Annotated in this window: 23 protein-coding genes; 10 read left to right on the forward strand and 13 right to left on the reverse strand. The window is 35.3% G+C overall.

From position 1 onward, the window contains the following. Positions 1-65 precede the first annotated feature (65 nt). From hemH to NAT50_RS09870, 4 genes are read left to right on the forward strand one after another with little or no spacing between them, the layout of a single operon-like run. The gene (hemH, locus tag NAT50_RS09855; protein WP_250593108.1) at positions 66-1,082 is read left to right on the forward strand and encodes a ferrochelatase; all 1,017 of its coding nucleotides are present in this window, start codon (positions 66-68) and stop codon (positions 1,080-1,082) included. After that, on the forward strand, positions 1,079-1,630 hold the full coding sequence (locus NAT50_RS09860; protein WP_250593132.1) for a CopD family protein: 552 nt from the start codon (positions 1,079-1,081) through the stop codon (positions 1,628-1,630). Before hemH ends, NAT50_RS09860 begins: the two co-directional genes overlap by 4 nt. Continuing rightward, on the forward strand, positions 1,631-3,106 hold the full coding sequence (locus tag NAT50_RS09865; RefSeq protein ID WP_250593109.1) for a sensor histidine kinase: 1,476 nt from the start codon (positions 1,631-1,633) through the stop codon (positions 3,104-3,106). Positions 3,107-3,113: 7 nt separating this feature from the next. Further along, positions 3,114-3,896 (forward strand): enoyl-CoA hydratase/isomerase family protein, encoded by a 783-nt coding sequence (locus NAT50_RS09870; protein WP_250593110.1) that lies wholly within the window; start codon positions 3,114-3,116, stop codon positions 3,894-3,896. A gap of 75 nt (positions 3,897-3,971) precedes the next feature. Here NAT50_RS09870 and NAT50_RS09875 read toward each other — a convergent pair whose 3' ends face one another. The 7 genes from NAT50_RS09875 to metG all read right to left on the reverse strand — a co-directional run bounded on the left by NAT50_RS09875 (position 3,972) and on the right by metG (position 10,769). Continuing rightward, entirely contained in the window at positions 3,972-4,643 is a 672-nt protein-coding gene (locus tag NAT50_RS09875; protein ID WP_250593111.1) for an HD domain-containing protein, read from the reverse strand. Next, on the reverse strand, positions 4,616-5,614 hold the full coding sequence (locus NAT50_RS09880) for an acyl-ACP desaturase (RefSeq protein WP_250593112.1): 999 nt from the start codon (positions 5,612-5,614) through the stop codon (positions 4,616-4,618). Before NAT50_RS09880 ends, NAT50_RS09875 begins: the two co-directional genes overlap by 28 nt. Positions 5,615-5,622: 8 nt before the next feature. Further along, positions 5,623-6,354: a lysophospholipid acyltransferase family protein gene (locus NAT50_RS09885; RefSeq protein WP_250593113.1), complete on the reverse strand. Its 732-nt coding sequence runs from the start codon at positions 6,352-6,354 to the stop codon at positions 5,623-5,625. A gap of 87 nt (positions 6,355-6,441) precedes the next feature. Then, positions 6,442-6,852 carry a BrxA/BrxB family bacilliredoxin gene (locus NAT50_RS09890; RefSeq protein ID WP_250593114.1) on the reverse strand — a complete coding sequence of 137 codons (411 nt, stop codon included), beginning with the start codon at positions 6,850-6,852 and terminating at the stop codon, positions 6,442-6,444. A 498-nt stretch (positions 6,853-7,350) separates the two neighbouring features. Next, a complete protein-coding gene (locus tag NAT50_RS09895; RefSeq protein ID WP_250593115.1) occupies positions 7,351-7,977 on the reverse strand; it encodes a CatA-like O-acetyltransferase in 627 nt (208 codons plus the stop codon). Continuing rightward, a complete protein-coding gene (locus NAT50_RS09900) occupies positions 7,974-8,660 on the reverse strand; it encodes an HAD family hydrolase (protein WP_250593116.1) in 687 nt (228 codons plus the stop codon). The genes NAT50_RS09895 and NAT50_RS09900 overlap by 4 nt, the downstream gene beginning before the upstream one ends. 48 nt (positions 8,661-8,708) lie before the next feature. Then, the gene (metG, locus tag NAT50_RS09905) at positions 8,709-10,769 is read right to left on the reverse strand and encodes a methionine--tRNA ligase (protein ID WP_250593117.1); all 2,061 of its coding nucleotides are present in this window, start codon (positions 10,767-10,769) and stop codon (positions 8,709-8,711) included. A gap of 157 nt (positions 10,770-10,926) precedes the next feature. Between metG and NAT50_RS09910 the strand changes: the two genes are divergently transcribed. The 3 genes from NAT50_RS09910 to NAT50_RS09920 all read left to right on the forward strand — a co-directional run bounded on the left by NAT50_RS09910 (position 10,927) and on the right by NAT50_RS09920 (position 12,996). Beyond that, the gene (locus NAT50_RS09910; protein ID WP_250593118.1) at positions 10,927-11,832 is read left to right on the forward strand and encodes a S66 peptidase family protein; all 906 of its coding nucleotides are present in this window, start codon (positions 10,927-10,929) and stop codon (positions 11,830-11,832) included. Between the two features lie 69 nt (positions 11,833-11,901). Further along, positions 11,902-12,261, forward strand: a complete 360-nt coding sequence (locus tag NAT50_RS09915) for a YraN family protein (protein ID WP_250593119.1) — start codon at positions 11,902-11,904, stop codon at positions 12,259-12,261. A gap of 72 nt (positions 12,262-12,333) precedes the next feature. Beyond that, on the forward strand, positions 12,334-12,996 hold the full coding sequence (locus NAT50_RS09920) for an aspartate kinase (RefSeq protein WP_250593120.1): 663 nt from the start codon (positions 12,334-12,336) through the stop codon (positions 12,994-12,996). 39 nt (positions 12,997-13,035) lie between these two features. Here NAT50_RS09920 and mfd read toward each other — a convergent pair whose 3' ends face one another. Both mfd and NAT50_RS09930 read right to left on the reverse strand, forming a co-directional pair. Beyond that, positions 13,036-16,389 carry a transcription-repair coupling factor gene (mfd, locus tag NAT50_RS09925; protein ID WP_408610667.1) on the reverse strand — a complete coding sequence of 1,118 codons (3,354 nt, stop codon included), beginning with the start codon at positions 16,387-16,389 and terminating at the stop codon, positions 13,036-13,038. Between the two features lie 6 nt (positions 16,390-16,395). Next, positions 16,396-17,022: a hypothetical protein gene (locus tag NAT50_RS09930; RefSeq protein ID WP_250593121.1), complete on the reverse strand. Its 627-nt coding sequence runs from the start codon at positions 17,020-17,022 to the stop codon at positions 16,396-16,398. 132 nt (positions 17,023-17,154) lie between these two features. On the opposite strand from NAT50_RS09930, the gene NAT50_RS09935 reads away from it, so the two are divergent. Beyond that, positions 17,155-18,108: an L-threonine 3-dehydrogenase gene (locus tag NAT50_RS09935; protein ID WP_250593122.1), complete on the forward strand. Its 954-nt coding sequence runs from the start codon at positions 17,155-17,157 to the stop codon at positions 18,106-18,108. Positions 18,109-18,136: 28 nt separating this feature from the next. Here NAT50_RS09935 and NAT50_RS09940 read toward each other — a convergent pair whose 3' ends face one another. Next, positions 18,137-18,646, reverse strand: a complete 510-nt coding sequence (locus NAT50_RS09940) for a nuclear transport factor 2 family protein (RefSeq protein ID WP_250593123.1) — start codon at positions 18,644-18,646, stop codon at positions 18,137-18,139. Positions 18,647-18,725: 79 nt separating this feature from the next. Here NAT50_RS09940 and NAT50_RS09945 point away from each other — a divergent pair, with 79 nt between their 5' ends. Then, positions 18,726-19,658 carry a leucine-rich repeat domain-containing protein gene (locus NAT50_RS09945; RefSeq protein WP_250593124.1) on the forward strand — a complete coding sequence of 311 codons (933 nt, stop codon included), beginning with the start codon at positions 18,726-18,728 and terminating at the stop codon, positions 19,656-19,658. Positions 19,659-19,732: 74 nt separating this feature from the next. Beyond that, a complete protein-coding gene (locus tag NAT50_RS09950; RefSeq protein WP_262918658.1) occupies positions 19,733-21,340 on the forward strand; it encodes a fumarate hydratase in 1,608 nt (535 codons plus the stop codon). Positions 21,341-21,392: 52 nt separating this feature from the next. Here NAT50_RS09950 and NAT50_RS09955 read toward each other — a convergent pair whose 3' ends face one another. The 3 genes from NAT50_RS09955 to NAT50_RS09965 all read right to left on the reverse strand — a co-directional run bounded on the left by NAT50_RS09955 (position 21,393) and on the right by NAT50_RS09965 (position 25,379). After that, the gene (locus NAT50_RS09955; RefSeq protein WP_250593125.1) at positions 21,393-23,420 is read right to left on the reverse strand and encodes a site-specific recombinase; all 2,028 of its coding nucleotides are present in this window, start codon (positions 23,418-23,420) and stop codon (positions 21,393-21,395) included. Positions 23,421-23,488: 68 nt separating this feature from the next. Beyond that, entirely contained in the window at positions 23,489-24,652 is a 1,164-nt protein-coding gene (locus NAT50_RS09960) for a class I SAM-dependent rRNA methyltransferase (RefSeq protein ID WP_250593126.1), read from the reverse strand. Positions 24,653-24,719: 67 nt separating this feature from the next. Beyond that, positions 24,720-25,379: a CoA transferase subunit B gene (locus NAT50_RS09965; protein ID WP_250593127.1), complete on the reverse strand. Its 660-nt coding sequence runs from the start codon at positions 25,377-25,379 to the stop codon at positions 24,720-24,722. Positions 25,380-25,401: the final 22 nt, after the last annotated feature.

Here is a 25,401-nt window from a genome sequence, read left to right on the forward strand (position 1 = left end):
AGTGAAGTATTTTCGAAAAGAATAATTCTTATTCAGATATTTGTATTTAATAATTAAAGATTCTTATGAAAGGAGTTTTGTTAGTGAATCTGGGATCACCAGACAGCACAGATGTAAAAGACGTAAAAAAATACCTTGATCAATTCTTAATGGATGAAAGGGTGATAGACATCCCTTATCTTTTAAGAGCCCTATTGGTTAAAGGGATTATTCTTAATACCCGACCTAAAAAATCGGCAGCCGCTTATAAAAAAATATGGTGGGAAGAAGGTTCGCCACTGATTGTGTTATCCAAACGTTTAAAGGAAAAAACACAACAAAAAGTCGAATTGCCTGTTGCTTTAGCCATGCGCTATGGTAATCCTAGCATCGAATTCGGTTTAAAAGAATTACACGACAAAGGTGTACATGAAGTCTTAATCGTTCCTTTGTATCCTCAATTTGCAATGGCTACCACAGAAACTATTTTAGTTCTTGCAGAGGAAATTCGTCAGAAACAGTTTCCAAATATGATCTTCGAAAGCTTACCGGCTTTCTATAACAAACAGGATTACATTCAAAATCTTGCTGACTCCATCAAAGAAAATCTGGAAAATTTTCCACAAGACTATATCCTTTTTTCCTATCATGGTGTACCGGAAAGACACATTAAAAAATCAGATATAACCAAATCGCATTGTAAAATAGACGGTTCTTGTTGTGTTACTCCATCACCGGCGCATGAATTCTGCTACCGTCATCAATGTTATGAAACTACTAGACAAGTAGCTGAAAAATTAGGTTTAGAAGAAGGGAAATACAGTACTTCGTTTCAGTCTCGTTTGGGAAGAGATCCTTGGTTGCAACCATACACCGATGCAACTATTGATGGATTGGCACAAAAAGGTATAAAAAACTTAGCTGTAGTCACTCCAGCCTTTGTTTCTGATTGTTTGGAAACTTTAGAAGAAATAGGAATGGAAGCCGCACACAGTTTCAAAGAAAACGGCGGAGAAAATTTCTTGGCCGTTCCTTGTTTGAACGACAGAGAAGATTGGATTACGACTTTAAGTAATTGGATAAAAGATTTTCAAAACAAATAAAAATGTACGAATACCTAAAATCCCTACACTTGATATTTGTAATCACCTGGTTCGCCGGATTATTCTATATCGTTCGTTTGTTTGTTTATCATGCCGAAGCCAAAGACAAACCAGAACCAGAACAAAGCATTTTAATCCGACAATACCAATTAATGCAATACCGATTGTGGTACATAATTACCTGGCCTAGTGCAATACTGGCCAGCTTTTTTGCTTTTTGGCTATTATTTTTTACCGAAATTGGAAAAGTTTGGTTAACCCAACCTTGGATGCATGTTAAATTAGGTTTTGTGTTTTTATTGTATTTGTATCATTTCAAATGTCATCGCATTTTCGTTGAATTGCAAAATAACGAAGTCAAACATACGTCTGGCTTTTTTAGACTATGGAACGAAGGTGCCACCATTATCTTATTTGCCGTAGTATTCCTAGTAATTCTTAAAAATGCTGTCAATTGGATTTTTGGTGTAATTGGGATTATACTTTTTTCAGTACTATTAATGCTAGGGTATAAGTTTTACAAACGTATTCGAGAAAAAAACAACTAAATGGAAACGCTGTTTAAATTCAAAAATTGGTCGTTGCGTGTTAGAATCTTTTTAGCGATGATTCTTATCACCTTCATCTCTTCGATTTTAATTGCCGCCGTTTCCGTGATTCATTTTCAAATAGAAAATCAAGAATATCACAAAGACCGACTGCTTCGAAAAGAAGATCAAATTAAACAGCACATACAATACGTTCTAGAAGTCACTCCACACCCATTGGCAACGTTCAACCTTCAGTCTATTTTTAAAGACAAAATTTTTGAAATTGCCGACATTCACAATATAGAAATTGATATTTATGATCTATCTGGACATTTGGTCATTACCTCTAAAGCGCCTATCATCAGGGGACAAATTTCACCAAATTTATCGGAGTCGACTATTGAAAAAATCAAAGTATCAGAAAACAACCGTTTTGTTTCTGTCGCTGAAGGAGAACTAAACACCTATCGCTTTTCGTATACCTACTTGATGGATTACATCGAAAATAAACCCATAGGAATAATTCGTTTGCCTTATGTGGAAGACGATGCTTTTTATGAAGAAGAAATTGCTAGTTTCCTCAAAATTTTTGGTATGGTCTATTTAGGGATGTTATTCATATCCATTTGGATTGCTTATTATTTATCCCGCTACATTACTAGATCACTCAAAACCATTTCTGACCGACTTACCGAAACGTCATTGACCGAGAAAAACGAGAAAATCGACTTAGTTACCAACAGTTATGAAATTGATCGCTTGATACAATCTTACAATCACATGATTGACGAGCTAGAGGAAAGTGCCAATAAATTAGCGCAAGGAGAACGTGAGGGCGCGTGGCGTGAAATGGCAAAACAGGTCGCTCATGAAATTAAAAATCCGTTGACTCCCATACGTTTGACGGTACAGAGTTTCGAGATGCGTTTTAATCCGGAAGATCCTAACGCGAAACAAAAGTTGGCCGATTTTTCTAAAACTTTGATTCAACAAATCGATACCATGAGTGCAGTAGCTTCAGCATTTTCAAACTTCGCATCGATGCCTGCACAACAAAATGAAACTTTAAATGTAGTAGATGTTGTCGATTTAGCGCTGGATATTTTTAATGAAAGTTATATCACATTTTCTTCTGAAGGAAAAGAAATCATTACCAAGATTGATCGTACCCAACTGATTCGTATTATTACCAATCTTGTTAAAAACGCCATTCAAGCTATTCCGGAAGAACAGGAATTTAAAGAAATTAAAGTCACTGTAAAATCCGAAAACGGCAATGCTATAATTACCGTAAGTGATAATGGTAAGGGAATCGCAAAAGAATACATGAATCGAATTTTTGAACCTAAATTTACTACAAAAACCAGCGGAATGGGATTAGGTTTAGCGATTATTAAAAATATCATCGAAAATTATAACGGAACCATTACCTTTGATTCTGTCTTAGGCAAAGGAACCACCTTTAAAGTAATATTACCCATTATTAATCAATAGTTTAATTATGACATTTGAAAATATTTTAGTCGAACACGAAAAAGGAATTGCAACGGTAACCATCAACCGTCCGGAAAAACTAAATGCTTTAAATAAGGCAACCATTCAGGAATTACACCACATGCTTCATCAGTTGGATGCTAACGAAAATGTACAGGTTATTGTTATTACGGGGAGCGGTGAAAAAGCATTTGTGGCTGGAGCCGATATTGCTGAATTTGCTCATTTTTCAGACAAAGAAGGAGCTGTGTTAGCAGCTAAAGGACAAGAACTTCTTTTCGATTTTGTAGAAAATATGAAAACCCCTGTCATAGCAGCCATAAACGGTTTTGCTCTGGGCGGAGGATTAGAACTAGCTATGGCTTGTCATTTCCGAATTGCCTCGGATAATGCCAAAATGGGTTTACCTGAAGTATCTTTAGGGGTAATTCCTGGCTATGGCGGAACGCAACGTTTACCCCAATTAATTGGAAAAGGTCGCGCTATGGAAATGATTATGACAGCCGGAATGATTGATGCTGCAACAGCACTACAATACGGATTAGTGAATCATGTAGTTCCTCAATCGGAATTATTTGCTACGTACACTACTATCGCTAATAAAATCATGAAAAACTCTCCTGTCGCTATTGCTAAAGCTATTCAAGCGGTGAATGCCAATTTTAAAGACGGAGTAAATGGATTTGAAGTAGAAATTCAGAAATTTGGTGAATGCTTTGCTACCCAAGATTTTAAAGAAGGAACTACGGCATTTTTAGAAAAACGTAAAGCAGAATTTACAGGAAAATAATAGTACTAGTCTGTCTAAAATTGAAAAAATCTGACTAATAGTGAAATAAAAAGAGAACCAAAATTGGTTCTCTTTTTATTTTTCTCCTTCCCATTCGGCATAAAACTGCGACAAGAACAATTCCATAAAACGATGGCGTTCCTCTGCTATTTTAAGCCCTGTTGAAGTATTCATTTTATCTTTAAGTAACAACAACTTCTCATAAAAATGATTCAACGTTGGTGAATCATTCTTTTTGTATTCTTCCTTGCTCATCTTCAGATTAGGCTGAATAGCAGGATTGTAAAGAGCTCTGTTTTTAAAACCTCCGTAATTAAAGGTACGTGCTATTCCTATAGCTCCTATTGCGTCTAATCTATCGGCATCTTGAACAATCTCTAATTCCTTAGAGGTGAACTTTTTTTCAAAATTCCCACCCTTAAACGAAATATTCTCAATGATATTAATCACATGCTCTATGATACTTTCAGAAACGTTTTGACTTTCTAAAAATTCACGAGCAATCCTCGGGCCAACTGTTTCGTCTCCTTCATGAAATTTACTATCGGCTACATCATGCAATAAAGCCCCTAATTTTACTACGGTTAAATCACAAACTTCACCTTGAGCAATTAATAAGGCATTTTTATAAACACGTTCAATGTGAAACCAATCGTGTCCCCCTTCGGCGTTATACAATTGTTGTTGAACAAAAAGTATGGTCTGATCTATAATACTCATTAGACTTTCAGTGCCGGCTGAACCCATTTGAATAATTTTTCTTCCGAAGGAACTACTAGGCGTTCTGCGATTTTAGTCATTCTAGCCGGTAATTTCATCAGATAATCTCTTGCTTTTTCTGCTTCGTCATTCAAACCGGTGATTTTATCGATTTCCCATTTTTCGATTAATTTTTGCATAATTTCTACATAATCCATAGAAGTATACACACCAATACGTTGCGCTGATTCTGAAAATTTTTCGAAAGCGGTACCTATGGCGTCACCAGATTCTCGAATTAAATGTGCCGGCATAGTGATTTTCTGCTTCATCATGTATTGAAAAGCCAACATCATTTCACTTGGATCAATTTTAAAAATACGATTCACAAATTCAGAATAAGCATGATGATGACGCATCTCATCTCCAGCAATCAAACGACAAATTTTAGACAATTTGTGATCCCCAAACTTTTTAGCAATTTGAGCTACTCGATTGTGTGAAACATAGGTTGCTAATTCCTGAAAACTAGTAAAAACAAAGTTCTTATAAGGATCTCTGTCTGTTCCTGGGTCAAAACCATCGTTAATTAGATGTTGCGTAGTCATTTCTACTTCACGCATATTTACTCTTCCTGACAAGTACAAGTATTTGTTTAACAAGTCTCCATGGCGATTTTCTTCTCCAGTCCATTGGCGTAACCATTTGGCCCAACCATTATCGCCATTTTCACCTTTTTGAGTAACTCCTTCCACATCCATCAACCAAGATTCATAGGTTGGTAGTGCTTCTTCGGTAATAGTATCACCTACTAGTACTACCCAAAAATCATACGGTAACTCTTTAGCAATCTCTCGTAATTCAGTCACTTCTTCTAAAAATGATTCTTTTTCTGAATTAGGGAGTAAATCACTAGGTTGCCAAATTTTTTCAACTGGCAACAAATACGTTTCGACAAACGAGTCGATGTTTTTTTCTAAAAATTGCATCACTTCGCGACGCACATTTTGTATTGACATAATTGTATTTATTTAATATTTTCTTTGATTACGTTTTCCGTTTTTTCAAAAATTTCATCAAAAGAATAATCTGTAATTTTTAAGGGTTTGTGAATGATAAATTCTAATCGATTCCCCAACCCAAGAGGAAACTGACCAAATCGCGTCATTTTCCAAGAATTGTTAATCGTTACCGGCAAAAAATAAGCATCAGGTGCAAATTTATACAACATTTTTAGTCCGTTTACCGAAAATGGCTTAGGAACTCCTGTCTTACTTCGGGTTCCTTCAGGGAAGATCACCACGGAGTAATTATTTTGATTAATATATTCTCCAATTCGTTTTATTTCAGGCAAAGCTTGTTTGGGATCTTTTCTATCGATTAAAGCAGAGCCCCCGTGGCGCAAATTAAAGGATACACTTGGGATTCCTTTTCCTAATTCTTTTTTACTGATAAATTTGGGATGGCATTTTCTAAGAAACCAAATAAAAGGAGGTATATCATACAAACTCTGATGATTACTCACAATAATAAGCGGTTTGTTATCCGGCACATTTTCGATTCCACGAACATCATACGTGGTTCCTAAAACATGAGTGGATCTCACCAAAAAGAAATTTAACACGGCCACGCTCCATCGATGTGCATTATATCCAAACAAATTTAAACATATCCATTGAATCGGGTGAAACAACACTAACCAAAATCCAAACAACAAATAATAGATTATAGAAATGGGATAAGAAATAATTTTTTGCATGACCTTTAATTTGTAAAAATAAATCAAAATGTCACTCTGAAAAAGGCAATACCTCATTCAGAATGACATTAGTATGGTGGTGAAAAATTAGCAGAATTCGTTGTAAGCGTCCGCTAAATTTTCGGCAATAACCTCTGCTGGGCGACCTTCAATATGATGACGCTCTAACATGTGTACTAATTCTCCGTCTTTGAACAAGGCAATACTTGGTGAAGAGGGAGGGAAAGGAAACATGTGCTGACGAGCTGCATCTACTGCTTCTCTGTCTACTCCTGCAAAAACCGCTACTAAATGATCCGGTTTTTTTGCTCCTTCTAAACTCATTTTTGCTCCAGGACGAGCATTACGAGCCGCACAACCGCAAACAGAATTTACCACTACCAATGTTGTTCCTTTTTGAGCTAAAGCATTTTCTACCGCTTCTGCACTATATAAATCTTGAAAACCTGCTTCTGAAAGTTCAGCACGCATTGGTTTTACCATTTCTTCTGGGTACATAATTTCTTAAGTTAAACTGTTAACAAATGCAAAGGTACAAAGAATATAAAATTTACCGTTTTATTTAATAGGAATTTAACGGATAATCAGCTACTCTTTTTTCTGATTTGCTATTTTTAATTCAATTGAAACTAAAAAAATAATCACTAAAATTTCAATCAAAAAGTACAGAATTGCCCAAAATGTATAAGTACTGATTCTTTTAATAAAAATATATGAAGTAAATAGGCAATACATTAGATTTGCAGTCGCCAAAATTTTTAAAAATAACGACCTTCTTTTTGGTTTTAAAAGAAAACACACGAAAGAATATACCACTAATAAACTTGCCCCTACAATTAACACAAGAATGTCATTTTTTGAGACACCAAAAAAATTGTCAAAATAATAAATTAACAATAAGAAAACTATTGAAGCTAAAGCTCCTGCAGTATCTGTTATAAAAATTTGATACGGAAATTGATTAAAATAATTGATAATTTTCTTCATTCTACATTCTTATAGATTCATCTGTTTTTCAAATTCATCTATAAACAAACCCACGTGATAACCATCGATTAAACCATGATGCACATGAATAGACATCGGCATAGTTTTCTTTTCGTTACTCTCTGTCAATTTTCCGAAAGAAATCTTAGGACAACTGTCTGGATACGAAAATCCTCTTGCGTGTGATAGTGACGTGAAGTTTATCCAAGGCACTGCGGAAAAGTGAATGAGATTGGTTTCTGGAAATTCTCGTGTAAACAAACCGGTTGTTTGCTGAATACGTTGTATTTCAAGTTGTGCAGTTTGATTGAATTTTTGAATATCTGAATCATATTCAATAAGTGAGAATCCAAAAGTTTTGTCTTCTCTCATGACCGTCGACGAAGCGTCTATTTTATCGTATTCCCAAAGTTCGCCATCAATAATACGGTATCTAAAATTTTCAATGGCATTGACGGCAACTAAAGTCTTGTGCAAGTAATACACAAAAAAAGAAATTCCTAATTTTTTAGCATTTTCGTAGGCCTTAGTGACATCTACAGAAACGGTCACACCATAAAAAGGCTCTTCCATTTGGCTAAAAAACTCGAAATGGGAAGCGCGGTTCCAAGTCGAAATATCTATTTTTCTTTTCACAATACGAGTGGTAAGATATCTATAATTTTTTCTAAAGCTTTAAAATTTGGATGGGTTATTTCAAAATCTATTTTTTCATATTCCCAAGTAGTATGATACGGAATATGAATTGCTTGACCACCAATATTCAACACAGGCAATACATCTGATTTTAATGAATTCCCTACCATCATAAATTCTTCTGGTTTTATGTCTAAACGACCTAACATCTTTTGGTAATCTGAATCGGTTTTATCGCTCATTACCTCAATATGATGAAAATAATGTCCCAATCCAGAATCGTGAAGTTTTCTATGTTGATCTTTTAAATCACCTTTGGTGGCTACGACTAATTTGTATCTTCCGTGTACTGATTGAAGCAACTCTTCTACCTGAGGTAGTAATTCGACAGGTTTTTCTAATAATTCTTTACCAATATTGAGTACTTTTTCTACTGCTTTACCGTTTAATTGATGGTTGGTTAACGACAATCCGGTCTCGATCATTGACAAGGTAAAGGCTTTGATCCCGAAACCATATAGCGGTAAATTTTTTACCTGATGATTCAAGATTAATTGTAACAACTCTTGTCGTGAGGCAAAATCTTGAAACAATTCACAAAACTTGGCTTGCGCTTCGTCAAAATAAGGTTCGTTATGCCAAAGGGTGTCATCGGCATCAAAAGCGATTACTTTAATATTCATAACTTTTAAAAAAATTGAACCCCCGATTGCTCGAGGGTATATCTAGTTTTAAGCAATTGTTGCCCCATTTTCTACTCCATCTTTTTCAGGACTTACGAAAACCAATTTTCCGTTGGCATCGTTAGTTAGCAGTAACATTCCTTGACTTTCTACACCACGAAGTGCTCTTGGTGCCAAATTAACTAAAACTGTTACTCGTTTACCTACTACTTCTTCAGGTGTAAAATGTTCCGCAATACCGGAAACGATAGTTCTTACATCGATTCCTGTATCTACTTTTAGTACCAATAATTTATCAGCTTTAGGCATTTTTTCAGCTTCAAGGATGGTTCCTACACGTAAATCGATTTTAGCAAAATCATCAAAAGTTGTTGTTTCTTTTTGAGGCATAATTTTAGTGTTTGTAGCCACTACATTCGCTTTTTTAGTAGCTTCGAGTTTATCAATTTGTTTTTGTATTTCGGCGTCTTCGATCTGAGCGAACAAAATTTCAGCTTCTCCAATAGTATGACCGGCTGGCAATAAATCGGAACTCTCCGCTATTTTATGCCATGCTAATTGGTCTAATTTCAAAATTCGGGCCAACTTGTTAGCTGTGAAAGGCAAGAATGGTTCCGCTAAAACACGTAAAGCTGCAGCAATCTGTAAAGCTACATACATTTGAGTTTTTACGCGTTCAGGATCTGTTTTTACCATTTTCCAAGGTTCTTCATCAGCCAAATACTTATTCCCCAAACGAGCTACATTCATCATCTCGGCTAAAGCTTCTCTGAAACGGTAGCGCTCAACAGATGAAGCGATTACTGCTGGATATGCTTTTAGCTCAGTCAATGTTTGCTCATCAACTTCATTGAAGTCGTTAGGCGATGGAACAACTCCATTGTAATATTTGTGAGTTAAAACCACTACTCTATTGATAAAATTACCAAAAATGGCCGCCAATTCATTGTTATTTCTTGCTTGGAAATCTTTCCAAGTAAAGTCATTGTCTTTAGTTTCCGGAGCATTCGCCGTTAAGGCATAACGTAAAGCGTCTTGTTTGTCAGGGAAATCAGTTAAATACTCATGTAACCAAACCGCCCAATTCTTAGAGGTCGATAATTTGTTGCCTTCAAGATTCAAAAATTCATTAGCCGGTACATTATCCGGTAAAATATAGGTTCCTTCTGCTTTTAACATTGCTGGGAAAATCACACAATGGAAAACAATGTTATCCTTCCCGATAAAATGAACTAGTTTGGTATTTTCATCTTTCCAATACGGTTCCCAATCTTTCCCTTCGCGAGCTGCCCATTCTTTGGTTGAAGAAATGTAACCAATTGGTGCATCAAACCAAACGTATAATTTTTTCCCTTCGGCACCTTCCACAGGAACGTCGATTCCCCAATCTAAATCACGGGTTACGGCTCTTGGCTCTAAACCTCCGTCTATCCATGATTTTACTTGACCATATACATTAGGTTTCCAATCGTTTTTATGCCCTTCAATGATCCACTTTTGTAAAAAATCGGAATACTCATTTAAAGGTAAAAACCAGTGCTTGGTTGATTTTAAAACCGGTGTAGTACCTGTTATAGTAGATTTCGGATTGATAAGATCGGTTGCATTTAAGGAAGTACCACATTTTTCGCATTGGTCTCCATAAGCTTCTTCATTTCCACATTTTGGACAAGTTCCCGTTACAAAACGATCTGCTAAAAACTGATCTGCCTTTTCGTCGTATAACTGATCGGTCGTTTCTTCAATAAACTTCCCTTCATCATACAATTTTTTAAAAAAAGCCGAAGCTGTTTCATGATGAATTTTAGCAGAAGTTCGAGAATAATTATCAAATGAAATTCCAAAATCTTCAAACGATTTACGGATTATTCCGTCGTATTTATCGATGACTTCCTGAGGCGTAATACCTTCTTTTTTAGCTTTCATAGAAATAGCCACACCGTGCTCATCGCTTCCACAGATGTAAACCACATCTTTTCCTTGCAAACGTAAAAAACGAGCATAAATATCGCCCGGAACATAAACACCTGCTAAATGACCAATATGAATAGGTCCGTTGGTATAAGGCAAAGCTGCCGTAATCGTATATCTTTTTGGATTTTGTAACATAATTCAATCAAATTGACTGCAAAAATAAGGTTTTTTCAACCAAGAATGCATGTATAGTTTTGGTAATTTATTACTTTTGAAAGTATAAACCGTTGCAATGCTTCGCTATTTAATTGCTTTAATACTTATTTCGAATTTATCCTATTCTCAAAAAAAGATGATTACACCTCCTTTATTACAAAAAGGCGATACCGTGGCTATTGTGGCTACAGCGCGAAAAAATATTGACGATAACCTAAAACCCGCAATTGCATTATTAAAAAGTTGGGGATTGGAAGTTAAAATAGGAAGCACCATTGGTTTGGATTTAAACCAATTGGCTGGAACCGACGAACAACGCGCTAAAGATTTTCAGGAACAATTAGATAATCCAAATATTAAAATGATTTGGTGTGTCCGCGGAGGATACGGAACCGTGAGAACGATTGATTTACTCGATTTTACTAAATTCAAAGAGCATCCTAAATGGATTGTAGGATTTAGTGATGTTACGGTTTTACACAGTCATTTGAACACTATGGGCTATCAATCTATTCACGCCATAATGCCCGTAACGGTAGCCAAAGCTTCTAAAGCGTCTAAAGAAACTTTACGAATTGCTTTATTTGGCGATGAGCGACTAGAGTACGATATCCCGCCACACAATATGAATAAATTAGGTAAGGCTAAAGGCGAATTAGTAGGTGGCAACCTGTCTATCTTATACAGTTTATTCGGTTCGCCATCCGCCATCGATTGTGATGATAAAATCTTGTTTATTGAAGATTTAGACGAGTACCTCTATCATATCGACCGCATGATGATGAATCTGAAACGCAACGGATGTCTAGAGAGTATTAAAGGAATCATTGTGGGCGGAATGACCAAAATGAAGGACAATGACACTCCTTGGGGTAAAGACGCTTTGCAAATTATAGAAGATGTTACCCAAAAATACGAGATTCCTATCGTGTATAATTTCCCGGCAGGTCACATTCAGGACAATCGAGCCTTGATTTTTGGATCTCAAATCGAGATGGATGTTAATTCGGAATGCACAAAAATATTTTTTGAATACAAATAAAATATGTCGCTTCACCGATAGCTGGATTCAACAAGGTTAAATTTAAAAAAAATTTGATTTTACTTTCTTATGGCAGAACATAATGATTTAGGAAAAATAGGAGAAGAATTAGCCGTTAGCTACCTTCTTGAAAACGGTTACGAAATTCTGGAAACCAATTTTACCGCACGCAAAGCCGAAATAGATATCATCGCCCGAAAAAAAGATTGGCTTATTGTGGTTGAAGTGAAAACACGTTCTTCTGTAGACTTTGGTTCTCCCGAAGATTTTGTCAATAAAAAGAAAATCAAACTTTTGGTTAAAGCTATCGACGAATATGTAGAGCAAAGCGGTTTAGATCTCGAAATTCGTTTCGATATCATTGCCATTACCAAAGAAAAAGACAAATTTAACATAGAACATCTAGAAGACGCTTTTTATCACTTTTGAAATTTAATTTAAATGTTTTTGTAACAAATTGTTTTATTTGTAAATTTGTATAAATTTTAAAACAGTTTTAAGATGAAAACTATATCTTCTGTTGTAGAAAACTACATTAAAACCAAACCGTTCTTACTGAGTGCTTTATCGCAAGGAATCATTAATTTGACTTCTTTGGCTCGTAATATTTCTGAAGAATTAGAAAACGAATTAGGGAAAGATATCAAGCAGGGTGCTGTTATCATGGCGTTGAAACGGTTGTCAGAAGATCTGGATTTTCAGGTGAATCATAAAGTTACCAAAGTCCTTAAAGGAATTGGTGAAATAACGGTTCGTTCTTCTTTAGTAGATTATACTTTTTTGGTTTCGGATACTATTTTTGCTAAACAAGCCGAATTAATAGCCGAAATTAATGGGATGCCAGATATCTTTTTTACCTCATCTCGAGGGGTTCATGAAACCAATATCGTGTTAAGTGAAAGTTTGGCTCATTTAGTAGACAAATATTTTAAAGGCGAAAAACTCACTCAAAAATTAGATAATCTTTCTTCTGTAACAGTAAAATTACCTAAAGAAAATACAACAGTTTCTGGGATTTATTATTTTATTTTCCAACGATTGGCTTGGGAAGGAATTATCATCTATGAAGTTATTTCAACCTCGAATGAGTTTACCATTTTAGTAAACGAAGATGTTGTAGATAAAGCCTTTAAAGTTATAAAAGATCTAAAGTTGACTAAATAATAAAAAAACGCAAGAAGTTAATTTCTTGCGTTTTTTATTTTACATCAATTCTATTAATTCTAGTGCTTTTTTAATTGATTTTACATTCTCGAAAGTCAACAACAAACGAAGCCCGTTTTTAGTCTCTTTTTCTTTCATTTTACACAAATTACTATTTTGCTGCACAAACTGTAAAACCTTATGGAATCGTCCTGTTTGATAATATTGACTTTGTTGGTCTCCTATGAAATAACAAACCATTTTTCCTTGTTTCAACACTAATTTTTCGATTCCTAAATGAGAGGCTTTCCACTTGATACGCAAACTGTCTAGTAAAGCTAAAGCCTGTTTCGGTAATTTCCCAAAACGATCTTGCAACTGTTGTTGGTATTCTTGTAGTTTTTCTTCCGTTTTTATAACCGCCAAATCGTTGTACAAACTCAAACGTTCTGTTACACTATTAATATAATCATCGGGGAAAAGCAATTCAAAGTCAGTATCAATTTGAAGATCTTTTACGTATTCTTTGGTTTCGATATCGCTTTCTTCAGGGTACAATTCCTTAAATTCATTTTCTTTTAGCTCTTCAATGGCTTCTTGCATAATTTTTTGATAGGTTTCGAAACCAATTTCATTGATAAAACCGCTTTGTTCACCTCCCAATAAATCTCCAGCACCTCGAATTTCAAGATCTTTCATAGCAATATTAAAACCACTACCCAAATCACTAAACTGAACGAGTGCCTGCATTCTTTTTCTTGCTTCTTCGGTCATTGCAGAATACGGCGGCGTTACAAAATAACAAAAGGCTTTCTTGTTACTTCGTCCTACGCGACCTCGCATTTGATGCAAATCTGACAATCCAAAGTTATTGGCATTATTGATAAAAATAGTATTGGCATTAGGCACGTCCAAACCACTTTCAATAATGGTCGTAGCCACCAAAACGTCAAATTCACCTTCCATGAAAGCCAACATGATTTCTTCTAGTTTTTTACCATCCATTTGGCCGTGACCAATACCTACTTTGGCATTAGGAACCAAACGCTGAATCATACCGGCTATTTCCTGAATATTTTCGATTCGGTTATTAATAAAATACACTTGACCACCTCGCTCGATTTCATACGAAATAGCATCGCGTATTATCGTTTCGTTGAAGCCTACAATTTGCGTCTCTATAGGATAACGATTAGGCGGAGGTGTTGTAATCACTGATAAATCACGTGCCGCCATCAGCGAAAACTGTAATGTTCTCGGAATAGGTGTCGCTGTTAAAGTCAACGTATCTATATTTTCGGCTATGGTTTTGAGTTTGTCTTTTACATTTACGCCAAATTTTTGTTCTTCGTCAATAATTAAAAGACCTAAATTCTTGAATTTTATATTCTTATTGACCAATTGATGCGTACCAATAACAATGTCTAACTTACCCGATTCTAAATCCTTAATAATTTCAGATTTCTGCTTAGCAGTTCTGAAACGATTCAGGTAATTGATATTGACAGGCAAATCTTTTAAACGCTCTTTAAAAGTGCGGTAATGTTGATACGCTAAAATGGTTGTGGGAACCAAAACAGCTACTTGTTTACTATTATCTGCCGCTTTAAAAGCTGCGCGAATAGCTACCTCTGTTTTTCCAAAACCTACATCACCACAAACAAGACGATCCATCGGTCGATCACTTTCCATATCAGCTTTTACATCTTGCGTTGCTTTTAACTGATCTGGTGTATCCTCATAAATAAAAGAACTTTCTAACTCGTGCTGCAGATAACTATCTGGAGCAAATGCAAATCCTTTGTCTAACCTACGTTTTGCATACAATTGAATAAGATTGAAAGCAATATGTTTAACTCTTGCTTTAGTTTTTTGTTTTAATGCTTTCCAGACTCCTGAACCCAACTTATAAATTTTTGGAGGTGCCCCGTCTTTACCATTATATTTTGAAATTTTGTGTAACGAATGAATACTCACATACACAATATCATTATCGGCATAAACTAGCTTAATGGCTTCTTGGGTTTTGCCGTCGACTTGAATTTTTTGCAATCCTCCAAATTTTCCAATTCCATGATCGATGTGCGTTACATAATCGCCAACAGACAACGCATTAAGTTCCTTGAGTGTAATGGTTTGTTTTTTGGCGTAACCATTTTTAATGGAAAATTTATGAAAACGTTCAAAAATTTGATGGTCGGTGTAACAAGCAATCTGATTTTCTTCATCGATAAAACCTTGATGAAGAGGCAACACAATCGTTTCGTAATCTTTAACAAAATGCTCATGATTTTGCTCGTCCATAGATTCGAAAATATCATGAAAACGTTTAGCTTGCTGCTCATTGGCACAAAATAAGTAATTCTTAATTCCGTTTTGACGATTGTTTTTCAGATTTTCCATCAACAAATCAAACTGTTTGTTGAAAGACGGTTGCGGTTTAGTATTAAATTGAAAAGACTCCTGAATCCTGAAGGTAGCTTTAGGACTAAGCTCCACGACCGGAAAGTTTAATGCTTTTTTTATGAAGGAAGTCTGATTAACAAATAATTCTTCTGGAGTCGCGTGTTTGATGTCTTTGGAAAGTTTCTCAAAACTATCAATTGCCTTAGAAAATAATTTATCCAGATTCGATAACAATAAATCGGTATTCTGAATAAAAAGAATAGTTTTAGGACTTATGTACTCTAGGAAGCTTTCACGTTTTTCCTCTAATAATTTATTCTCAAAATTGGGAATAATAGTGATTTTATTTTTTTGTTCTATCGAAAGTTGCGTCGCTACATCGAATGTTCGGATACTATCTACTTCATGACCAAAAAATTCGATTCGATAAGGATTATCGTTAGAAAATGAAAACACATCGAGAATTCCTCCTCGCACAGAAAATTCGCCAGGTTCCGTAATAAAATCGACGCGTTTAAAATCGTATTCAAATAAGACTTCGTTAATAAAATCGATGGAAACTTTCTCGCCAACCGAAACTTTTAACGTGTTCTTTTCTAACTCTTTTTTGGTGACTACTTTCTCGAACAATGCTTCTGGATACGAAACAATGATAGCCGGTTTTTTTCGAGAATTAATTCGATTTAAAACCTCTGATCGAAGTAAAACGTTCGCATTATCGGTTTCTTCTATTTGATAGGGTCTTCGATAAGAACTTGGGTAAAACAAAACATTGTCTTCGCCAACGAGTTCTTCTAAATCATTAAGAATATAAGCCGCCTCTTCTTTTTCGTTGCAGATCAATAGAAAAGAATTTTCTTTTTTCCGAAACAAAGCTTCGACCACAAACGGAAACGAAGCGCCTACCAGACCTGTTACCTGAATTTTATTATCGCCGGAAATAGCCTGAGCAATACTATCTATTTTAGATTGGTTCGCAAAAATTTGCTTAATATAATCGGTACTCAATGCTTTTTATTTTATTTCTTCAAATGATTGTACTTCTTCTTTTTGCAGTTTTGGATTTGGTTTTTCTTCCGCATTTTCCTTTTTACCACCAACACGTTGAATCATTATCGCTTCGCCTTCTTCCATTTGAATTTTACTTCGACGAACAATTTCTTCAATTTGATCCTGAAAAGCGTTTACTTCTAGATTCAAATCACTGACTAATGTTAATACTTTTTTCTCAGGAATTCGATCTAAACTGATAAAGGTATGCAACGCTTTCACTTTGGTTATTAATGCGGCTAATCGAGCCTTTATTTGAGGCTTGTTTAGTCGTTCCGGAATAGTGTTGGGCAAGGCTTCTGTTTTAGCTACTAAACTGGTCGTTTTTCGTTGAAAAGCTCCTATTGTTCCTTTGGGTTTTTGATACAACTCATCGGAGAACAATCGCCATTCGTTCCAGCTAGAAGCAATATTTTGTGATTCGGGTGTTAATGTTCTTGGATTAAAATTCCAAGCTTTGTTGATGTTACTAAAAACTAGTTCCTTCTCTTTTTTGGCTCTAATAATCTCCGCCTCATGTTTTTGGGAAGTATCCTTACAAGAAATAAAGATTGAAATTACTATTGTATATAGGATAAGATATGCTTTCATAAACCGTTGTAAAAAATATAACAACAAAGGTAAGGTTTTTGTTTTTTGCTAGACAATAAGTGTTAAAGTTCTTAAGAATTGATCGGATAAAAATCTTTAAAAACGCTATATTTGTCGCACAACTTTTTAAGCATGGACACGAAAATTTTAATCATAGGAGCTTGTGGACAGATCGGCACAGAGCTTACACAAAAACTTAGAGAAACTTACGGAAAGAATAATGTAATTGCTTCCGATATTCGAAAATTGAATAACGATGTGGTGAACGATGGGATTTTTGAAGTCGTGAATGCATTAGATTACAATCAAATAGAGCATTTGATAGAGAAATATAAAATTACCGATGTTTATCTAATGGCTGCTCTACTTTCTGCTACCGCTGAGAAAAATCCTGCCTTTGCATGGGACTTAAATATGAATTCTTTGTTTCATGTTTTGAATCTGGCCAAAGCAGGAAAAATTAAAAAAATATATTGGCCATCGAGTATTGCAGTGTTTGGACCAACTACACCAAGAGACAATACACCACAATATACTATCATGGAGCCTTCCACTGTATACGGAATTAGTAAGCAAGCCGGTGAAAGATGGTGTGAATATTACCATAAGCAGTACGGCGTAGATGTGAGAAGTATTCGATATCCAGGATTAATTAGTTGGGGTACTCCTCCGGGTGGCGGCACAACCGATTATGCGGTAGACATTTATCACAAAGCTATTACCGAAGGAAAATTCACTTCTTTCCTTTCTGAAAATTCAGCCTTACCTATGATGTATATGGACGATGCGATTAAAGCAACGATTGCTATCATGCAGGCACCTTCTGAACAAATTAAAATCCGTTCGTCTTATAACCTTTCTGCAATGAGTTTTACACCAAAGGAAATAGCTGCTGAAATTCAGAAACATTATCCAGATTTCACTATTGATTATGCTCCTGATTTCCGTCAAAAAATTGCTGACAGTTGGCCTGCAAGTATTGATGATTCTTGTGCAAGAGAAGATTGGGGCTGGAAAAATGATTATGATTTAAACAGCATGACCACTGAAATGTTTAAACAATTGAAAGAAAATATCTATGCATAAAAAAGGGAGCTAATGGCTCCCTTTTCTTTTAATTCTGATTTGATTCCTTTTTACTTTTTAGCTTCTCCATCAATAAATCTTCTATTGGTGTTTTTATCTTAACCACTTCATTCGTGTTTTCATTAGGTACAGTCATTGACAATACATAATGTTTAATTTTCCATTTTTTACCTTGCTTAATTAAAACACCGCTACCGCGACAAATCTTCATTTGGGTTTGCAACAGCTCATCAAACCAAGCTATTTTTCCAGAATTATCAAAATAAACATTTCGTTCTAAAGAAGTAAAATGCCACGCTTTACCTTTGGCAAAATAAGGTCGTGCAAAATCCATAAAGGCTTTTTTGTTCCAATTTTCAGTGGGATCTGTACCTATGAAAATAGATTCATCGGCCATCAAATCGAAATACGCATCAAAATTAGCGGCGGCGGCAGCCTTATGCCAACCATCTAAAACAATATTGACCTCTGTTGTAGATTTATTTTGTGCCAAACAAATCGAAGAGACGAATAACAATAAAAGCAAAGTTTTTTTCATTTTATTTTTCTTTAAAATTAAATATTCCATTTCTCGTTTATAAAAAGTTTCCTATTTTTATGCAGCCAAATTTACCATCATGAAAAAAATATTATTTGTTTTCACTACATTACTATTTACGTTTCCAACTTTAACTTTTGCACAGAGCGAGCCCGATATTGAAAGTGACATTAACTGTCCCAATCCAGCCAGTGTAAAAATTTTAGACTTGTCGAACAAGCAAATGACCAAACTTCCTCCTGAAATCGGGAGATTTGTTAACGTTGAAAAACTATATCTTAAGAACAACCAGATTGTTTCTTTACCGATTGAAATTAGTAAACTTACTAAATTAAAGGAATTGTACCTTACAAACAATCAAATTCAGCGTTTTCCGATTGAAATATGTAGATTAACCAATTTGGAAAAACTAGAATTAAACAAAAACAAAATGGAATACATTTCCACTTCTATTGCTAAACTGACCAAATTGAAAAAATTGGATATTAGCAATAATAAAGTGAGTGATCTTCCTATTGAAATGAGCGGTTTAATTAATTTAACTGATTTCAATTTTTCCAACAATACCGTAAAAACTTTTTTAGCAGGAATTGAAAATTTTAAGAATTTAAGAATTTTAAATGCTAGCAATAACAAGATCGAAGTATTGCCGGTTGAAATAAGTTTATTAAGCAACCTAAATACTTTAATGGTAAATCAGAACAAAATAAGTGTTATTCCTGCAGAGATTGGCAATCTAACCAACCTTCAAACTTTAAATATTGAGAAAAACCTAATAAAAAAAGTACCTAATTCTTTGGGACAATTAACCAAATTGACTCTTTTAGATTTAGATGAAAATCAAATTCGCACTTTGCCGGAAGAATTCATCAACCTTACCGCTTTGAAAGAAATTTACCTAGGAACAAATCCTTGGGTTTCATTCCCCGAAAACCTGAAACCCATGTTGACTAAATTACTCTACGGGCAATCTGATGTAGTAAAAAAATTAATTGAACAACCCAAACCTTAAAATTTAAAGCCGATTACTTCATCGGCTTTTTTAGTAATATTTGTTATCTTTACATTACAAAAATTATAACTTCAATGGACTTTATATACCAAGACCCGTATCCTATTTTAAAAGACGATACGCAGTACAAAAAATTAACTTCTGATTACGTAAAAATTGAACAATTAGGCGATAGAGAAATTTTAACTGTAGATCCTAAAGGATTAGAGTTGTTAGCTGAAGAAGCTATGAAAGACGTATCTTTTATGTTACGTTCTTCTCACCTAGAAAAATTACGAAAAATCATTGACGATCCAGAAGCAACAGACAACGACCGTTTCGTAGCTTATAACTTATTACAAAATGCTGTAGTAGCTGTAGAAGGCGAATTACCTTCTTGTCAAGACACCGGAACAGCTATTGTGATGGCAAAAAAAGGAGAAAACGTATATACGGGAGTTGATGATGGCGAATGGTTATCTAAAGGAATCTTCAATACTTACCAAAACAGGAATTTACGTTATTCGCAAATTGTGCCTATTTCGATGTTTGAAGAGAAAAACTCGGGTTCCAACTTACCAGCGCAAATCGATATTTACGCTAAAAAAGGGAATTCGTATGAGTTTTTGTTCCTAGCTAAAGGTGGTGGTTCTGCGAATAAAACCTTCTTATATCAAAAAACGAAATCGTTATTAAACGAAAAATCTTTAGATGCTTTCATTCGTGAGCGTATTATGGATTTAGGAACGGCGGCATGTCCTCCGTATCACTTAGCTATTGTAATTGGTGGAACTTCGGCTGAAGCTAATTTAGCAGCCGTGAAAAAAGCATCTGCAGGATATTACGATCATCTTCCTACTTCAGGAAATATGGCCGGTCAGGCGTTTCGCGATTTAGAATGGGAAAAACGCGTGCAAGAAATTTGTCAAGAAAGTTCTATCGGAGCCCAATTTGGTGGAAAATATTTAACTCATGATGTTCGTGTGATTCGTTTACCAAGACACGCGGCTTCTTGCCCCGTAGGAATGGGAGTTTCGTGTTCAGCAGATAGAAATATCAAAGGAAAAATCACGAAAGACGGTATTTTCTTGGAGCAATTAGAAACCAATCCAAAACAATATTTACCTGAAACGGCACCGCATTTAGAGCCTGCTGTTGAAATTGACTTGAATCGTCCAATGCAAGAAGTATTGGCAGAATTGTCAAAATATCCAATCAAAACACGTTTAAAATTAAACGGAACGTTGATTGTAGCTCGTGATATTGCGCATGCAAAAATCAAAGAATTATTAGACGCAGGAAAACCAATGCCTGAATATTTCAAAAACCATCCAGTGTATTATGCTGGACCCGCTAAAACTCCAGACGGAATGCCTTCAGGAAGTTTCGGACCAACTACGGCAGGTCGTATGGACGTGTATGTAGACGAATTCCAAGCGGCAGGCGGAAGTATGATCATGTTAGCCAAAGGTAATCGTAGTGCCGATGTTATGAATGCGTGTAAAAAATACGGTGGATTCTATTTAGGTTCTATTGGTGGCCCAGCAGCTATTTTAGCGAAAGAAAACATCTTAAATGTTGAAGTAGTAGATTTCCCTGAACTTGGTATGGAAGCTGTGAGAAAAATTGAAGTGAAAGATTTCCCGGCTTTCATTATTACCGACGACAAAGGAAATGATTTCTTCTCGGCGTTGAGTCATTAAGAAAAAATGAAATCATAAAGTATAGAAACCTGCAATAATCTTGCAGGTTTTTTTATTTTTCAACAGGGAAGAAAAAACTAAGTGGTTTGTTTTTAAAATGATTTTTGATTGAGACGAAAATAGGATTTAACTCTTTAATAGGCGTATTTCTGGAACGAAAAGCCAATCCCAACGAAAGAGAAAAACTAACCAAAAAATTAACTAATCCAATGATTCCAATACCGAAGATTCCCCAAAGCAATGGCTCGAGTGCAATAGAATAATGAGCTCCGTGAAGAGCCAATGCTAAATTGCCACTAGCAAAAGTAATATGGCGAATATCTAAATTTAACCCTAAAAATATTCCAATAGATGCCGTACTACCTAGAAAAATTCCAAACCAAAAATTAGAAACTATTGCCGCCCAATTTTTTTCATACCGTTTAGATAATTGCTTGGTAAAACGCTTTCCTAAACGCAATTTCAACCAAGGATGTTCTTGAATTCTATAGTATACTTCATAAAACTTATCGCGATTTGCTATACTTCCTGAAATAATTCCAGACAAAAACAAAAAGATACCTGCAATCGCTGCATGAAAAATCGCTAGTGAATCAACCGGACTTAAATCTGTGATCAATTTCGTCCATTTTGTTTCCGCAATATTCACATGAAACACAAGATCTATCAACCAAACCCCTAATAAGGTTACCGGAAAAGCTGTAAACACATTACCCACAAAAGCTATAAACTGAGAGCGAAATAATCTGGCAAACAAAACAGCAAAAGCCTGATGTTTATCTCCAGAAACATCAGTTGTATTTAACGTTCCTTCCTCAAGCGCTTTTACTAGCGAAGCTGCTGTCATAGCAGGCTGCTTGGTCGCTAAGGTAAAACCTAAAATATAAATAATAATGAATCCCAAGGAATAGTTCAAACTATATAGAAAAGCATATCCGAAATCGCTGGTTAGTACTTTTGAAAACAATAATTTAACGATACACAAAATACCTACTATAAATCCACCTCCTACGGCAGCTTTCAACATTTGAAAATATTCTTTCTTTGAGTGTGTTATGTAATGTTCCCCTGTTTTGGCGGTATGTTGCGTAATCTCGTAAGAAATCAATTGCGTACTTTCGTCTATTAATTTTCTTACGTTGTTCTTTTTACAATTTAACGTTATCAATTGTTGAAATAACTTAATTGTGTTTCTCTTTTTATCGACAGATTCGTCAACTACCAAGATGGGTAATATTGTTTGAATTCTTTGAAGCTGTTGTCTAATTCTTAATAAATCCTGATTCACTCGTAGAGAAATTCCATATTTCGCAGAATTTTCAAAAGCCTTGTCCACAAAGGCAAAACAATTATCAAGCAAACGCATTAAATCTTGATAGACTTCATTTCTAGAAGATACTGAATGTGAAGCAGAACCTATAAATATTAACTTTTCAATTTTTGAAAGTTGATACTCAAATGTCGTAAAAGGATTTTCTAAGTTAGCATACTCCGGAACCATCTTGATTACATTGGTTTCTAGTGCTCTTCCACTAGCTCTTTGTGATAATAACCGTAAAGCTTGAAAAATTTCAAATAAAGGAGTATTAATTTCTACCGAATCATAAATAGTAGCAAAGTCTAATATCTCAAAAAGAGTTTCGACTTCTGTTTCTGATAATTGACTCAACCAAATTGGATCCGTTTCTGAATAAAAAACTTGGTTAAAAACGTATTGTAAAGTATCTTTTGGTGGTTGATAGGGCAAGAATTTGGCGCCAATTCTTTTCTTTACTTCATAAATAAAATCAGTGTCTTGTAAAATCCCAGCATCAGATATAATTGACTCAAAATTTTTGTAGCCAACTAATTTCCGCAAATAACGTCTGAATTCATTTTTAATCTCTGGGCGTTCAATAAAAAGCGTAATAATTTCACTTAAACTGACCGTTTCTTTTAACGAGGTTGGTCGTAATTTCTCAACGATATGTGTTAAAATTTCTAGGGGATTAGAAGATCTTTTCCATCCCCGACGCGCATCAAAATAAGTTAAAAAAACAGATACTGCCTTTCCTTTTCGCTTTCTAAATGATAACTTCATACTTCTGATTTTAAGTAGAGATTCTTCATGACAATGATTACAGTTTTTCTATTCAAAATTTAAGAAATTTATTCCACATACAATACCAATCCTTTTAAATAATGCCCTTCTGGATGGTAAATGTTTGTTGGATGATCAGGACCCTGCGTCAATTTATGCAAAACTCTAATGTTTCTTCCTGTTTCTATTGCGGCGGCAGCAACAGTATTGTAAAACAACACATCATCAATAACCTGAGAACAAGAAAAAGTAAATAAAATTCCTTTAGGAGCCAAAGCTTTCAAACCTGCAATATTTAAGCGCTTGTAAGCTTGGGTCGCGGTATGTTTACTTTTAATGCTTTTAGCAAAAGCAGGAGGATCCAGTACAATTACATCATAGATTTGATGATTTTCTTTCATAAAGTTAAACACATCATCAGCAATTGCTTTATGATTGGCATTTGGAAAATTTAAATCCATGTTTTTGGCCGCTAAATCTACTGCCTTTTGGGAAATATCTACGGAAGTGACTAACTCCGCGCCTGCACTCATCGCATAAATTGAAAATCCACCCGTGTAACAAAACGTATTTAATACTTTTTTGCCTTTGGAAAATTCGCCTAGTAATTTTCGGTTTTCGCGTTGGTCTAAGAAGAAACCTGTTTTTTGTCCTTCTACCCAATTCACCGCAAAAAGGATGTTGTTTTCTTTAGCTACTGTTTCTTCTTTACTTCCAAACAAAAAGTAATCCGTACCAGTATTGGGTAAAGTTCCGGAACTTTTACAATAAATAGTTTCACAAAAATCAGGAAAATTGTCCTGAATGGCTTTTGCAATGTGTTCTATTTGATAGAAAATCCCAGAAGAATGAGCTTGAAGTACCCAATTTTTATCGTAATAATCGATGATTAAACCTGGAATCCCATCTCCCTCACCGTGTATGACACGGAAGGCATTGGTCACTTCTAAATTCAATAATTTCAAACGTAATTCCCAAGCCGATTGTAGTTTTTCCTTCCAGAAGTTTTCAGAAAAAGTCTCTGTGCCAAAGGTTAACAAACGAACTACAATACTTCCTTTATCGCTAAAATATCCCGTTCCTAAATGACTGTTTTTAGAATCGACTACCTCTACCATTTCGCCATCGCTTATTTCGCGACTCAAGCCATAGACCGCACCACTGAAAATCCAAGGATGACGACGTTGGATAGATTTTTCTTTACCTGGTTTTAAAATTACTTTTGCTCTCATATGTATCGTAAAGACCTGACAGATTTCAGAAACCTGTCAGGTCTTAATATTTTAATTTCGTTTATGCCTAATTAATATTCATTTCCGGAATATCTCCTTCGATGATTAACTCGGCTTCTGTGGCGTTGATGATATCTTCAACCGAAACACCCGGTGCGCGTTCTAACAATTTGAAACCTTTAGGTGTGATTTCTAATACCGCCAATTCGGTTACTACTTTTTTCACACAGCCTACTCCTGTTAATGGAAGCGTGCATCTTTTTAAGATTTTCGACTCTCCGGCTTTGTTCACATGCATCATCGCTACGATAATATTCTCTGCCGAAGCAACTAAATCCATCGCGCCTCCCATTCCTTTTACCATTTTACCCGGAATTTTCCAATTGGCAATATCGCCGTTTTCGGCTACTTCCATCGCTCCTAAAATAGTTAGATCTACTTTTTGGGCACGAATCATTCCGAAACTAAACGCCGAATCAAAGAAACTGGCTCCCGGTAAAGTCGTGATGGTTTGTTTTCCTGCATTGATAATGTCAGCATCTTCCTCTCCTTCAAAAGGGAAAGGTCCCATGCCTAATACTCCATTCTCCGATTGAAATTCAACCGATATGTCTTCTCGCACATAATTTGCCACTAACGTGGGAATCCCGATACCTAAGTTGACATAGTATCCGTCTTTCACTTCCTGTGCAATACGTTTTGCAATTTGATTTTTATCTAGTGCCATAATTTATTACTTGATTTGAAAA

The sequence above is a fragment of the Flavobacterium luminosum genome (genome assembly GCF_023635005.1).
Classification (GTDB): Bacteria; Bacteroidota; Bacteroidia; order Flavobacteriales; family Flavobacteriaceae; genus Flavobacterium; species Flavobacterium luminosum.